The sequence below is a fragment of the Segatella copri genome (assembly GCF_009494835.1).
GTDB classification, from domain to species: domain Bacteria; phylum Bacteroidota; class Bacteroidia; order Bacteroidales; family Bacteroidaceae; genus Prevotella; species Prevotella copri_F.
In genome coordinates, this window is sequence record NZ_VZBE01000026.1 from 69,436 (window position 1) to 83,929 (window position 14,494).

A 14,494-nucleotide genomic window follows, 5' to 3' on the forward strand; every position below is an offset into this window, starting at 1 on the left:
AATGTTTTTTTTATTGTACCTTTGCACCGCAGTTGGGCGATAAAAACATCATCTCGTCAGCGAGAACTTGATGCTCAGGCCGAAATCCTGTGTGGTGGTAGGATAACTGCTGCTCGACAGAAGCGGAGTGTTGGTCTGACGGTCATAATAGAAACTCATGGTAAGGAGTTTGCTGAAGGTATAATCGGCAGAGAAACTCAGTTTCAGAGCATTGTTGCCGCTGCTGGCACTGCTTACCATTGAGGCAATATCACGAACGATGGCTGCCTGCTTGCGGAAACTGAAGTCAAGACGAAGATTCAGATCATGGTTGGTACCATTCTGAACCGTCTTGGTGGTCGACGCATTCTTGTTGGCTGCATTCTTGTTGCCGCCCTTCGACTTGGAACGGGAGGCCTTGGCACCCCAGCCGAAAACATCGAAGTTGTTGATGCGGTAACCCATACCGATTACCCAGTCCTTACTCAATGCCTCGTTCAGCTGCACACTCGTCATACTGAGGTTCAACACACGGGTCTGGCGATATTCTGCCTTCACCGTCATATTATTGTTGAATGTGACATCCATACCCAATAATGGCGAGAACGACTCGTTGATACTTACCTGCGAAATGTTGAACATGCTGCTTGGAGATGGATTGCCCGTAGTGGCATCACTCACGAAGCCGAGACCGTTCATATACTCCTGGAAGGTGCTGTAACTGTTATAGCTGCCAACTGCAAAGACGCTTTTGTAAGAGTGGTTGATGTTGACACTCTTGAAGTGCTCATTGAACCAAGGCAGACGTCCCAGTCCACTATAACGGATGGTCCAGTTTGGCAACATCCGGCTCAAAGCTGGGAATACCGAGAGTGAATTGCCACCCATCGAGGTATAAGCCTTGAGGAAGGCAGGAATCATGACATCGCTGCTATACTGGTTGACCGGCGTGCGGGAAGCATCAAACTTGCCACCAGCCAGAGCCGAACCGGCCGGATAAACAGTTCCGGCATACTGCGCCTCTACCCTATCTCTGAAACCAGCCAGCGAGTTGACAAACTTCTCGAAGGTCTTGCTGCGATAACCCGAATTGGCATTGCCCATTCCCTCGAAAGCCGAACCCAGCGAGATGGTAGTCATCTGGAAGGCTCCACTCTGGGTAGTTGGCGTTCCTTCATACATATACTGTATGCTCTTCTGCGTGGTCTTGGTACGTGTGGCAGAGAGATCAATCTTGAAATCCTTGACAGGCTCCAGGGTGGCACGCAACGTAAGATTATCCGTTCTGCTGGTAGTAGCAGGTGTTGCGATACTGTCGTTGCAGAGCAGCCAGTCGTTGTTTCTAGCCTTCTCGATATAATCGTCGCCAACCATACCGAAGGCGAAGTCAAGACCCGGTGCCATCTGTCCCACCTTCTTCTGTCCGAAGGCATCACCCACACTAGGCAAGAAGCCCGGCAGGGTGAGCTGATAGCTGCTTCGATAGTTGATGCTCACATTGCGCACCATCATTGCCAGACGACTAGCCAACTGCAATCCCTTATACCATTTCTTATCATCAAGCGGTTCCTTTGCCAGTACGGAGAGTTTCACCTTCATGGCGGTATCTACCTTTGAGATGATTCTAATCTGGTTATTATCCACCTTTTTATATTTAAGCGGGAACACTTTGCCGTCTTCCGTCTTGGCATTCACTATCAGTCGCTTGGTATTCTTGCCGTGGCGTATCTTGAATGTGGTATCAGGCAGGAGGGTGATTTCCCGTTCGAAGGCACGCTTGTTCTTAGGCAGCGCCTTCTTCGGATCAGCCGCCTGTTCCTTTGCTTCCTGCTTCTTTTTCTTTTTTTCCTGCTTCTTGCGCTGCATCTGTGCCCTACTCTGGGTACGGTCAAACTTATCGTTTACCTTCTTCAGGAAAGGCACATGGTTGTAGAGTTTCACCAGGTTGAAGTTTCCGTTCAATGTCAGTTCGCGCTGGGTATTGATGGTATTTCCATACGAGTTGCCCTCCTCATCCTCTGTACCGCGCTCCCAAGAATAGTTGGCATTGTAAGAGGCATCGCTGTTCACCCAGTCGAAGACAGGCAGCAGATTGAGAGGCACCTTGTAGGATGCCTGGAAATTCTGACTGTAGTCGAGCGGTGCACCCCAGTGGCGGATGCTGGTCCATACGGAGTCCTTCCAGGCATGATACTGGTCGGCATAAAGATCCTTGTTGACCGGTGTATATGGTTCCTCTATCTGTGCATGGGTAGCACTCTGGAAGTTCATGTGCAGGTTCTTGGTCAGATCCCAGTTGATGGAGAACTCACGGTTCCAGAGGAACTGTTCACTGAAGGTGAGCGGCAACTTGGAGTCTACTCCGGCAGCTCCACTCATCAGGGTTTCCATATCGCGCTCCTGCAACTCGTAGTAGTCGCGCGTCATCTCGGTATTGAAGGCTATGTTCTGCGGCAGCCAGTTCAGTCCGAAACGTTTCAGTATGTCAAGCCACTTACTCTTGTTCTTCAGTCCCTTGAATGGTTCCCAAGCCTTATAAACCGGGCTCCACGAATAATCCAGGGCTCCGCGCCAGTTATCCTTTCGCTCATACATCGTCGTTTCACCCGTAGTATACTGATGCTGATGACTATAAGTGAATGAGAAGTTGGCTGGATCGTATGGCATCGGATGGCGCTTGGTAGCGATACCCACCCGGGCATTCGAGATGGAGAAGTTGGTCTGCGTAATCTTGGTGGCAGCGATATTCTCGATAGAATCGCGCTCATGCTTGGATCCGGCAGCATCGAGGGCATCCTTCAACTCCATATCGGTATCCAGCGGATTATACTTAGGAGTGGTCTTCTCCTTGGTGACACTATAATATAAAGGTATGCTCACCTTCGCCTTGTCAGGGAAGAACTTACCCATTTCGAGCGATGTGGTCACACTGTAGGTACCGTAATTATCGGTAGTGCGACTTGCCACGCCATCTTCCAGACCGCCGAACCCCTCGCTGATGTATCTGCCGGTGGCATTCACGCTACCCAGATCGGAGAGTTGTACGTTGAGGTTGGCATTGGCAGCCCAACCACCCGAATTATTATGTTCCTTGAGTCGGAGTTCGTTTATCCATACCTCACCGCTCTTGATGTCGGCAGAATTGTTTCTCACACCCAGCATCATGGTCTTCACCTCGCCGAGACTCGGATTACCCACGATGGTAATCTTGTTCTGCGGATGTTCTGCATCTATCATGGAATAAGGAGCGAGATAAGAAGCCACACCCTGTGCCTTCGCCTTGTTACGGTTTTTCTTCAATGCCGTAAAGACGCTCAGCGGCACATCGAGCATATTCTCCTCAGGCCATACCGCCTTACAGTCGGCTAGCACATAGCGGTTGTAGTTGGAGCGTGGCTCGGTGAGTTTCAGTGGGATTTCATACTCGTAGTAATTGTTCTTGTAATCACTACCCAGACGGATGAAGACTGAGAGATCACCATCCTGCAGACGGGTGGTATTCTGCTCCAGGGCATTGGCATGGGCAAACATCTGGATGCGCTTGTACTGGCGCAGATCAAGGGTAGAATTCTTATAAACCGCCTTCGCCTCGCCAGTGCTCATGTTCTTGACCACCAGACTCAACGCCTGCTCGTTCGCCTCAACCAACTGAGGCTGACTAGGATCCTGTTCGCGCTTGATACCCGGAGGCAAGACATAGTTGACCGGTGTCTTCTCGCCGTTCTCTTCCAGACTCACGCTGCTTGCGTCGAGGGTTCCGCCACTGGCTGCACTAAGCGGCTGATCATAGGTACGCCACTTGCCCATCACGAGGTCGAAGGTACCGAAACGCAGCACGATAGGTTTCTTGAAACCGGTGAGGAACATACGCATGAAGCGGATGCTGGAGAAATCGTTGATGTTGCCCTGACGGCTCTCAAACTCATCGATAGGTATGCGGAACTGATACCAGGTAACGGTAGACTTGGTATTATCACGCCAGGTCTGGCTGTATTCACGCTTATCTACAATATGATTGTTACCTACCACGAGATCTTCCGGACGGATGCTGACACGGTACTGGAAGTATTTCTCATATTCGTTGAGCGTATAATCCTGGTTGATATCCTCGACATCCGGCGTTGACTTATAAGAAGTATCATAGCTCTCAGAACGGCTGTCGCTGTCAGGCGAGTTGCCCTGAGGATTGTTGATATACTTATATCTCTGCAGGATTGGAGCACGCATCTCATCCCAGTCGGAACCGCGGAAATAGTGGTAGTCATCACGTGCCGGATCGGCAAAGATACTGTCGAACACTGCCTGGTTCACCTTGCCCTGAATCTGGTCGAGATAAGCACTCTTGTAGAATTCCTGCTCCTCGGCATCAGTCAGTCCGTTGAAACCCACATCCTGCAAGGCTCTGCTGCCACTGGTGGTAGCAAAGGCATAGGTCACGGTGCTCTGGGTAGGAATCTTACCCCACTGGGTATAGGTGTAGCTCTTGCTGCCATCTACCGGCATGCCACTCTCATAGAATTTCTTGCCATCACGCAGGATATCCTCACTCACCTCGCCCAAGTTGATGTAGAAATCGCCACCATAATCGGCAGCATCAGCCTCTTCGCGGGAATAGATGAACGGATCGAGCATCCAAAACTCGATGTATTCGATGTTTGCCTGCTCGAAATCGTTGGTATCCAGCTTACGCATCATTCCGCCCCAGTTGCGCTGCGGATTCTGCAGGGTTCCGTCAGCCTGCAAATCTGTTACATTGAAGTTGTATGGTCCCGGCTCGCTTGGATAGTAAGCCAGATTGAGTACATTCAGGGTATTGGTAGCGCCCTGATAACTGCTCTGGTCGCGCAATGGGAAGAGCTCCTTGGTATAGACCTCGCGAACATAATGGTTACTCAACTGCTTGAGGTCGCCCTTGATATGTCCCGGAGTGAGCGAACTTCCACGGCGGGTGAACAGCGGATCGATGGTATACCAGGCTAGGCGCGAACGGTGGAAACCGCTGCTCAGACCGGTCTTATCGCTGTAATCGTCCTTGAAATTGAGCGAAGGTACACTGGATATAAACCAGGAGGTAGGAGTCGTTACATCGATGGTAGTCTTCGTACCCTCGAAGTCATCGATATAAGATGCATTGTCCTGTGTGCCACCTGCCTCACCGGCAATGAGCTGGGCAAATTCTCCTGTAAAGGATATCTGCGATGGCTGGGTGAGGTGCAGGAATGGTATCTTGTCAAGCACATTGGTGAGCCACTGACTCTCCTTGCGCCAGTTGAGATTGATGCCCCAAAGGGTGTTCTTCAGCGGTTCGGAGCCCATGGATACCTTGGTAGTAAGCGCCTGTTCGGAGAGGTGCTGGATAGTACCGCTCAACTGGAAGTTCTTGGTAAAATCATACTCCCAGTTCAGTCCGAACATCGTTTTTCGGGTTTGTCCGAAATCAGTATTACTCTCCAGAGAAACGTTGACAGCCGTACCGGCATCAATGATGCTCTGGTTCAGGATGGTCACCTCGCCGGCACTGTAATCTACCGAATAGTCGGTGCCCTCTTTCAGGGTGATACCGCCTGCCGTAACGACCACCGAGCCCTGTGGCACATTGTAGGCATCAAGCGAGATGACATTGGCTGCAGAGCCCTTGAACTGTCCCACAATCTGATACTTGTTCTTCTCGGCAATCTGCTTGGCTACGGTCTTCGTACTGTCATAAAGTTCGGTAAAGGCATACTTTTCAGCCTTGTCGGCAGCCACGCCCCGCTTGACCAGATAATCACGCATATAACTGCCGAAAGGCTCTACCTTCGGAATGAACACGCGTCCGTTAGAGATGGTATAGCCTTCTACATAATCGAAATATCCATTGCTGTGTGCCTTGTTGTTGTTATCCAGACGGTCGGCGCCCAGCACACGGATGATAGGCTGTTCTTTCACCTGCTGCTCTGGGATATAACTGAGATATACGCCGGTGGTATCGCTCTGGTATTTCACATCCAGGCGGAACTTCTCCTTCTCTACGGTAGAAGCCAGATAATAAACGTTCTTCATCATCAGCCCCCAGTTGCCCTGTCGCGGATTGCTGCTGGTATTCTTGAGCGATTTCACGAAGAGTGCCTGCTTGGTATCGCTGAGATCGGATGCAAACTCGCCCACCTGATAGGTAACGCCTCCCGATGTATACTCATAGGCTACGGCAAGCACCTGGTCGGTCTGCAGACTGGTTTTCAATGAGATATAACCCAAGGCGGTATTGACTGTATACTCAGAAGAATTGAGCAGACGGGCACTCTCCAGTTTCTCATAATCGGCTCCACCAACCAGTCCGCCTCCATCGAGAGTGGTTGCAGCCTGGTCGATGTCACGGGCAGCAGCATACTGCCCTGTCATCGCCGCATACTCTGTATTCGCCTGGTTAGAAGGCACCTGTCCGCTCGCCGCCCACATCGGGTTGCTCAGTTTCTGGTTCTCGCCCAGGTCGGTCAGGGCTACGATGTTTCGGGTATTGGTGGTATTGCCGGTTTTGTTGGTAACCCACACCTCCACACGGTTGATGGTGATGCCCGTGGTGAGATTAGGAAGTTTCTGCATCCAGGCATCATAATGATTTCTGAAATACTGGGAGAGGAAGAAGTGGCGGTTCTCCTCATAATCGGCTACATTCAGTTCGAAAGGAGTGAGCTGCACACCGCCCCTGGTAGATACGCTCTTCGATGCACTCTTCTTCTGCGAAGCTACCATCTGCAGCTTGAGTTTGCCAAACTGCATATCGGTTCTAACACCAAACAGACTGCTGGCGCCTTTGATGAGCGAAGAGTTGGAAGGGAAGGAGACGTTGCCCGCCTCAACGAGTTTGATGATTTCATCTTCCTTGCCGTCGTACTTCAGTTTCATGTTCTGTGCATCGAAATCGAAGGTGGCATCGGTGTTGTAATTCAGATTCATGTTCACCTTATCGCCCACCTTTCCGTTGACGTTGAGATTGATTTTCTCATCAAAATCCATCATCGTCGTCTTTCGGTTGCGGATAGGCAACGAAGGATTGTCGATGTTTTTCTTGTTGATACCGAACTTGAGTTCGGCAGAACCCTGTGTCTTCACTCTGATGCCACCAGGACCGAAGATTTTCTCGGCAGGTCCCAAGTCGAAGTGCATATCCGAGAAATCGAACTTCTCCTTGCCTTTTGCCTGGAAGATTTCATCGTTCTGCTTGCGGAAGTAGCTGTTACGCTGCTGCTGTTCGGTCCATGCAAGATACTCTTTCGGAGTGAGCATGATAGGAGCCGAAAGCCAGGTTGAGCCCATGCGGTTGCCGATGATATAGCGGTCGATGGTATCGTTGTAGACTACCTGATATTGCAGATTATCAGGACGTTTCAGGTCGAGCGGACTCTGATAAAGGTCGCTCAGGGAGTAAGGTTGGGTGCGCTGAATCTGCCAGCGGGTATGCAACAGCGAATCGGGAATGGTATCTTCATCGAGCTGCACGGGCTGGGCTGTGCTGGTATGGGTTTTCTTTTTATCGTCCTGAAGTTGAGGCAAAGCTATCGCATAGCCGAAGGTTGCCACCATCAGCCAAGCCAATAGAAAAGATATAAATCTTTGCTTCTGTTTCATCGACAAAAAACTCCTAACTTATTTGATTTGCTTCAATGCCAGTTTCACAACCTGTTCTACCGGGAGATCAGGCTGTGCCTTGAGGATATCTACTACTACCTTGGCAGATGGTGCCGGCGAGAAGCCGAGCATGGTAAGGGCGCTTACCGCCTCATCCTTTACGTCATTGTTCACCATCACCACATTGCCTCCGCTGGCTGGCAGTTCGTCAGCGATGCCGAGGCTCACGATTTTATCTTTCAAGTCGATGATGATTCGCTGTGCTGTCTTCAGTCCGATACCCTTCACGGTTTTCAGCACCTTGTCGTTACCAGTAGAGATGATTTCGCAGAGTTCGCGTGGCGAGAGTGAAGAGAGAATCATACGGGCTGTATTTCCGCCTACTCCTGAAACGGTGATGAGGAGGCGGTAGAGTTCACGTTCCTGTTTGGTAGCAAAGCCGAAAAGGGTGAAAGAGTCATCTCTTCCACCAGCCACCAGCACTTCGTGAACATAGAGTTTCACTTCCTGTTTGCCCTGAATGGCAGTATATGTATTGAGCGATATATTGAGTCCGTAGCCCACTCCCGCAGTCTCAACAACAGCCAGTGCAGGTGTCAACTCTGTCAGATCGCCATGAATATATTCTATCATTTTCTTTTTCTCCTAATTAAATTAATATATTAATAACGTGCGAAGGGCGGAATTATTGTAATAGAGTTCCATAAAATTACGTCCCGACGTAACATGTAATACGTCCCGACGCAGAGCCAGAGACGTCGGGACGCAGCAAAAGCTACGTCAGGACGTAGTTCAAAGCACATCGGGAGGTATCGGAAAGGGGATGTATGATGTTTCGCAACAAAATAACGAAACTGTAAGGCTCTTGCAGCAGATACCTTACAAATCTCCGCTTATTCATACCTAAAAACTATGATTTTACTACTTTTTGCAACTTTTATGAGTTAAAATTCTATTAAAACGTCACGTATTTCAAGAAAAAGCTATACTTTTGCAACCGGAAATAGAATGAAAAGCGGAAAACATATCCGTTGGATGACTAAACCGCAACAAATAAAAGAAATTAAAACAACAAAATAAAAGAAATAAGACAATGAAGAAATTTAGAGCAGCCGTAGTAGGATACGGCAACATCGGTAAGTTTACTGTTGAGACACTCGAAGCAGCTCCTGACTTCGAGATTGCAGGTATTGTACGTCGCCAGGGTGCCAAGGACAAACCAGCTGAGTTGGCAAACTATGAAGTAGTAGATGACATCACCAAGTTGAAGGATGTAGATGTTGCTATCCTCGCAACCCCTACCCGCTCTTGCCCTGAGTATGCAGAGAAGATCGTTGCCCTCGGTATCAATACCGTAGACAGCTTCGATATCCACACCAGCATCCTCGACTACCGTACCAAGCAGATGGAAAACTGCAAGAAGGCTGGCAAGGTAAGCGTTATCTCTGCTGGTTGGGACCCAGGTTCTGATTCTATCGTACGTGTTCTGATGGAGAGCCTTGCTCCTAAAGGCTTGACATATACCAACTTCGGTCCTGGTATGAGTATGGGTCACTCAGTTTGTGTTCGTGGCAAGAAGGGCGTAAAGGAAGCGCTCTCTGTAACCATCCCATTGGGTGAGGGTATCCACCGCCGTATGGTATACGTAGAGTTGGAAGAAGGTGCCAAGCTTGAGGATGTAACAGCCGAAATCAAGGCCGATCCATACTTCGCTCATGATGAGACCCACGTATTCGCCGTAGCATCAGTAGATGATGTAAAGGATATGGGTCATGGTGTGAACCTCGTTCGCAAGGGTGTATCAGGCAAGACTCAGAACCAGCGTTTCGAGTTTAATATGAGCATCAACAACCCAGCCCTCACCGCTCAGGTATTGGTTAACGTGGCTCGTGCTTCATTCCGTCTGCAGCCAGGTTGCTACACCATGCCAGAGATTCCAGTTATCGATATGTTGCCAGGAACCCGTGAGGAAATCGTTGCAACACTCGTATAATTGGGAGCGAAGAAAGAAGAGTGAAGAGTGAAGAATTCACTTGCATCACTATAATAAAACGGCTCGTAAGAAGTTTCGAATTCTTGCGAGCCTTTTCCATTCAACTAAAACCACTTATAATAACCCTGTCATATACAATGGCAAATAAGTAATCCCCTCCTCTACTTTCAAATCAGCAGCATGCAAAACATACGGGGTTGCCAGATAGCTACCATATTTAGCGATGCACTTCTTGAGAGAAGTGAGCGTGTATCTGTTAGTTGACTTCACTTCTATCGGTGAAATATTATGCTTTGACGTTATTGTATCTTTGGCTATCAGAAAATCCAGTTCCATCCTTTCCTGGGCATCCTCCTTACTATATTTGGAAAAGAAATACAGCTTATGCCCTGCCGAACGTAACATCTGAGCAACAATATTCTCAACTATCATTCCGCTATTGAACTCCAGCTTATCTACCAGAAGCTTGTTATATAAGTTTTCAGATACTATCGTATTTTCATTGAAAGCATGACTAATGAGCAAACCCGTATCAGCCATATAGCATTTCAATGTCGTATCATCGGTATTCATTCCAAGACCGATGCTTGGCTCTGTCGTATTATAGGCCATATTGACTATCATTGCATCTGACAGCCAAAAGAATGCCGTTTCATAATCTCGCATTCTCGCCCCTTCTGTGAGTGCCTTCAACATAAATTTCTTCTCATGTTTTTGAAGCTGAGAAGGAATTGTATCAAAAATCTGAGTAACTTTAAATACATAAGTTGACGCATACTTCTGGATATCATTACGATATAAAGTAAGAATTTGGCGTTTCACACGATCCACCTTATTGAAATCTCTGGTTTCTACAAATTTAGCTACAGCCTGCGGCATTCCTCCAACAATGAGATACTGTCTGAAATAGTCCATTGCCATGCGATGCATCATTTGTCCCATCTCATGCCTTTTCTGAAAGTTCATTCGTATAAGCGGCATCAGGGTTTCATTGTTCAGTGCCCACAAGAACTCCTCGAAATCCATAGGATACATCAATATTTCTTCCTCCTCTGAAGGAATCATGATATTCTCTACGTTCTTTTTGATAGAAACGAGCGAACCAGTCTCGATATAATCGTAACGACCATCTTCAACCAGATACTTGATAGCTGTACGAGCCCGGGGATACAATTGCACCTCATCAAAGATTATAACCGAATTTCTTGGATATAGAGTTGTATTGGTGAAACTGCTTAAATACATAAAGAATGTATCCAAGTCATCCAGATAGGTTTCGAACAAGGATTTTATGTCCTTTCCTATCTTATTGAAATCAAGTAAAATATAACTCTTGTATTCTTTTCGAGCGAATTCCTTTACGATATAGCTCTTTCCTACACGTCGGGCACCATTGATTAGAACAGCACTGTCTCCGTTCTGTTCTTCTTTCCATTTCTTTAGCTGCTCATATACTTTTCTTTTCATATTTTACACCTATCCTAGATTAATTTTACCGGAAAAACACACCTATCCGCGATTAATATTTCTCGATTTTTACACCTATCCGCGATTAATATTTCTCGGTTTTTACACCTATCCGCGATTATCGGATGGTGCAAATATACACATATCCGCGATTATATCCAAGAAAAAGCCAGTTTTTTAATATCTTTTAATTTTAAGAATAAGATGATAACGATACGCAAGATCATAATATTGGTAATAGAATAAACATCATGCTTTAAGTCCATTGTAGCTTTGTGTTATAATCCATTGCAAGCATGTGAATTAGCTACAGAAGCCGTATCTATCGGCATGAAGAAGTAGATCTATCTAATAGCCGGCAGCCGCCAGCAAGGTTGCTGGCATATGGCAGCAACATTGTCGGCATATGGCAGCAAGATTGCTGGCAGCTGCCGGCAACCATACGGAACTATATTTAAAAGGTAAACAATATAGGTTTCTAAGACTATTTAAATAACTTATCAAAAGCTATATTATTTATGCGTCATGATATCGAGCACCATATCATCGGTAGCTCGCATCGCATCGGCACCAATGCTCGTGAGGTTGTGGATGCACTTATCCACATCATCATCTACGATACCCTCGGCAGAGGTGACACACTTGCCTTCCATAGAAAGGAGGGCGGAAAGAAGAGCGGTGCTGACACCTGATGAAATCTTCAGGGCACAACTTGGTTTCGCTCCGTCACAAATCATACCGGTGAGATTGGCTATCATATTCTTGACAGAATTGCAGATGCGGGTATAATCGCCACCCATCAGATAGGTGATACCGCAACTGCTGCCCGTACTGGCTACCACACAACCGCAAAGAGCTGAAAGCTTGCCTAAGCTCTGCTTGATATAGATGGCAGTCAGATGACTGAGCATCAGGGCACGGATCATTTCCTCCTCGGTATTCTCGTTCTCTAGCGCATAAACCACCACAGGATTCGTTGCACAGATGCCCTGGTTGCCGCTGCCGCTGTTACTCATCACCGGAATCATGGCACCACCCATACGGGCATCGCAGGCTGAAGCGGTGCGGGAGATGATATGCGAGAAAATATTATCGCCGAAGATACCATGACTCAACGGACGGTCCATCGTCTTGCCCAGGCAGTGGCCATAGTTGCCTTTGATACTCAACTCGGCAGCCTTCATATTATAGTCTCTGGTCTTGAGAATGAAAGAAATCTCATCGAGCGGAGCTGTTGTTGCAAACTCGTAAACCATCGGGAAATTGAGCTGGATATCATCATCAGCCTCATCACCCACAGTACCGCCACGCTTATCGAGCACCACCTCGCCATTACGCTCAACATACACAAAATGGGTATGTGAACCGGAGATAATTGCCGTAGCCTGGTCTTCACCGGCATGACAGATGATTTCGATATAGAGTTTATCTACATCACCCTGCTTCAGTTTGATGTTGATATCCGCATCCTTGATATATTGTTTGCCCTGTTCCAGACTGTCGGGAGTAAGATCTTTCAACACTTCCAGCTGATATTCAGGTTTTCCGATGAGCGCACCCAGCGATACGGCGATAGGCAAGCCGATCATACCCGTGCCAGGAATGCCGACACCCATCGCATTCTTGAGCATATTAGGACTCAGAAGAACTTCAATACGTTCAGGGCGCTTGCCCAATGTAGTAGCAGCCTTGGCTGTACATAGTGCCACAGCCATCGGTTCGGTACAGCCGATGGCAGGAACCACCTCTTTATTAACGAGCGCAATGATGCGCTCACGCTTACTTTTCTCTAACATAATCTATATAACTTTTATATAAATAACGTTCTTACCATTATTTCGGGTACAAAAATACAAAAAATAAACCGTATTCTTCTCTTTTCACGAGAAAAATACGGTTTAAATCTATATTTCTTGATGAATTAGTCTTCCAACTGGAACAGAGGATCATCTGGAGTCAGCATGGTTGGCTTCTGGTCGAATTCCTTCAAGAGCTGCTCAGAAGCATACTTCTTGTTTACTACCAGGCGGAACATGTACTCGTTGAACCAATCGTTGGTCATGATGAAGCAACCGGCAAAACCATTGTCAGCACCCCAGCTGTTCTCCACCTTCCACTTTACAGGCTTGCCATTGGCATCGAGATCCACAGCTGTCAGCGTCATGGCATGAGTAGAACCGCTATCGAAAGTAGCGATGCGGTCAGCCTTGTTCATTGGGAATGAGGTATTGAAGAGGCTGGCGTAATCGAAGTTGTCGAGTGCCAGATAGCCACGCTTTCTATCGAGCTGCTTGCCCACATCATAGCTTGAATACATCTTATGACCGTCCTTCAGAGAGGCGATGGCGAGCTGGGCTATCTCCTCCATAGGCAGGTTCAGATACTTCCAGTTATGACCATCGTAGGTGTGGCGGTCGTACTCTACCTCGTATGTCTTGTGGTAAGGACGGCGTGGGTCGTTCATCACCATCAGGAAGGTACCGTTCAGGTCCTTGCCCACCGTCTCCTCATAGAAACTCTTAGGAGTATACTTCTTCGCCTCGCCAACCTGCTTGCCATCCTTGTCGCGGAAAGCATAGGTAAATTCCTTTACCGGTTCGCCGAGAGTAAGACTCAGCATGTGATAAACCTGACCGAGCATCTCGTTCTTGCGAGCCTGGATAGCTGCCGACTTCTTGCCCTGAGCCACCATCTTGCGGAGTTCCAGACCATACTCGCGGAGCTTGCTGCTTACGAGACGGCTCATCTTGGAAGTATTGTTGCTTGAGAAGGTCTCAGGCTGGGCACTCATTGGTACGAGACCATACTTGCTTGCCAAATCGGCAACACCACAGAAAGTACCGCCATCATTGAGCGGATTCTTGAAGAAGAACTGCACCTGAGGATCCTCGATGCTCTTCTTGCCAAGGTCGATGACGCCCTGCAGCATGAGGTTGGCCTTCTCCAGCTGGTCATAGAAGAAGAGATAATCCTGAGAATACTCCACCACTCTACCCTGCTTGTCGTTGACAGCAAAGTTAGAACGGAGCACGTTGAAACCGCTGAACATCCAGCAACGGCCCGAACTCTTCTGGTTGTGAATGCTCTGCGAAGGAGTCTCGATGCTGAAATGAGTATCAACCGGGGCCTCGTTGGCATGATTCTTCACAAGGTCATCAATGCTGTTGTTGGCAATCGCATTGAAGAGTGCCTTGTTGGCTACACCTACCTGCTGGCTTTTCTCCATCTGCTGGAGAGCAGACTGACTGATGCCGCCACCCTTGGTCTGCGCCATCAGAGACATGGAAGCCATCATCATGGCTCCCAAAAGTAATACATTTTTTCTCATCACGATAAAGGTATTTATTTGCTTATTGTTATATAACTAATTCCGGATTTCATTCCTTTTTCAGAAATTTCCTTTGCAAAAATACAAAGAATAATCGGAAAAAGCGAAAATATTGCCTC

7 protein-coding genes are annotated in these 14,494 nt (G+C 47.8%); 2 read left to right on the forward strand and 5 right to left on the reverse strand.

The annotated features are described in order from the left end of the window. Positions 1-48 precede the first annotated feature (48 nt). Together sprA and ruvA are read right to left on the reverse strand one after the other, a co-directional pair. A complete protein-coding gene (sprA, locus tag F7D47_RS04825) occupies positions 49-7,587 on the reverse strand; it encodes a cell surface protein SprA (protein ID WP_153084959.1) in 7,539 nt (2,512 codons plus the stop codon). Between the two features lie 18 nt (positions 7,588-7,605). Continuing rightward, positions 7,606-8,220, reverse strand: coding sequence for a Holliday junction branch migration protein RuvA (ruvA, locus tag F7D47_RS04830; protein WP_022121046.1), 615 nt, complete (start codon positions 8,218-8,220; stop codon positions 7,606-7,608). A gap of 460 nt (positions 8,221-8,680) precedes the next feature. On the opposite strand from ruvA, the gene F7D47_RS04835 reads away from it, so the two are divergent. Then, on the forward strand, positions 8,681-9,580 hold the full coding sequence (locus F7D47_RS04835) for a diaminopimelate dehydrogenase (RefSeq protein WP_153084960.1): 900 nt from the start codon (positions 8,681-8,683) through the stop codon (positions 9,578-9,580). A gap of 114 nt (positions 9,581-9,694) precedes the next feature. On the opposite strand, the gene F7D47_RS04840 is transcribed toward F7D47_RS04835, so the two are convergent. After that, complete coding sequence (locus F7D47_RS04840) at positions 9,695-11,047, reverse strand: ATP-binding protein (protein WP_153084961.1); 1,353 nt, start codon at positions 11,045-11,047, stop codon at positions 9,695-9,697. A 57-nt stretch (positions 11,048-11,104) separates the two neighbouring features. Between F7D47_RS04840 and F7D47_RS15085 the strand changes: the two genes are divergently transcribed. Then, positions 11,105-11,293: a hypothetical protein gene (locus tag F7D47_RS15085; protein WP_367379474.1), complete on the forward strand. Its 189-nt coding sequence runs from the start codon at positions 11,105-11,107 to the stop codon at positions 11,291-11,293. A 266-nt stretch (positions 11,294-11,559) separates the two neighbouring features. Here the strand turns inward: F7D47_RS15085 and F7D47_RS04850 are convergent, their stop codons facing one another. Both F7D47_RS04850 and F7D47_RS04855 read right to left on the reverse strand, forming a co-directional pair. Beyond that, positions 11,560-12,843 carry an L-cysteine desulfidase family protein gene (locus F7D47_RS04850; protein ID WP_118190651.1) on the reverse strand — a complete coding sequence of 428 codons (1,284 nt, stop codon included), beginning with the start codon at positions 12,841-12,843 and terminating at the stop codon, positions 11,560-11,562. A gap of 125 nt (positions 12,844-12,968) precedes the next feature. Next, positions 12,969-14,375, reverse strand: coding sequence for an aminopeptidase C (locus F7D47_RS04855; protein WP_153084962.1), 1,407 nt, complete (start codon positions 14,373-14,375; stop codon positions 12,969-12,971). Between the last annotated feature and the right edge of the window lie 119 nt (positions 14,376-14,494).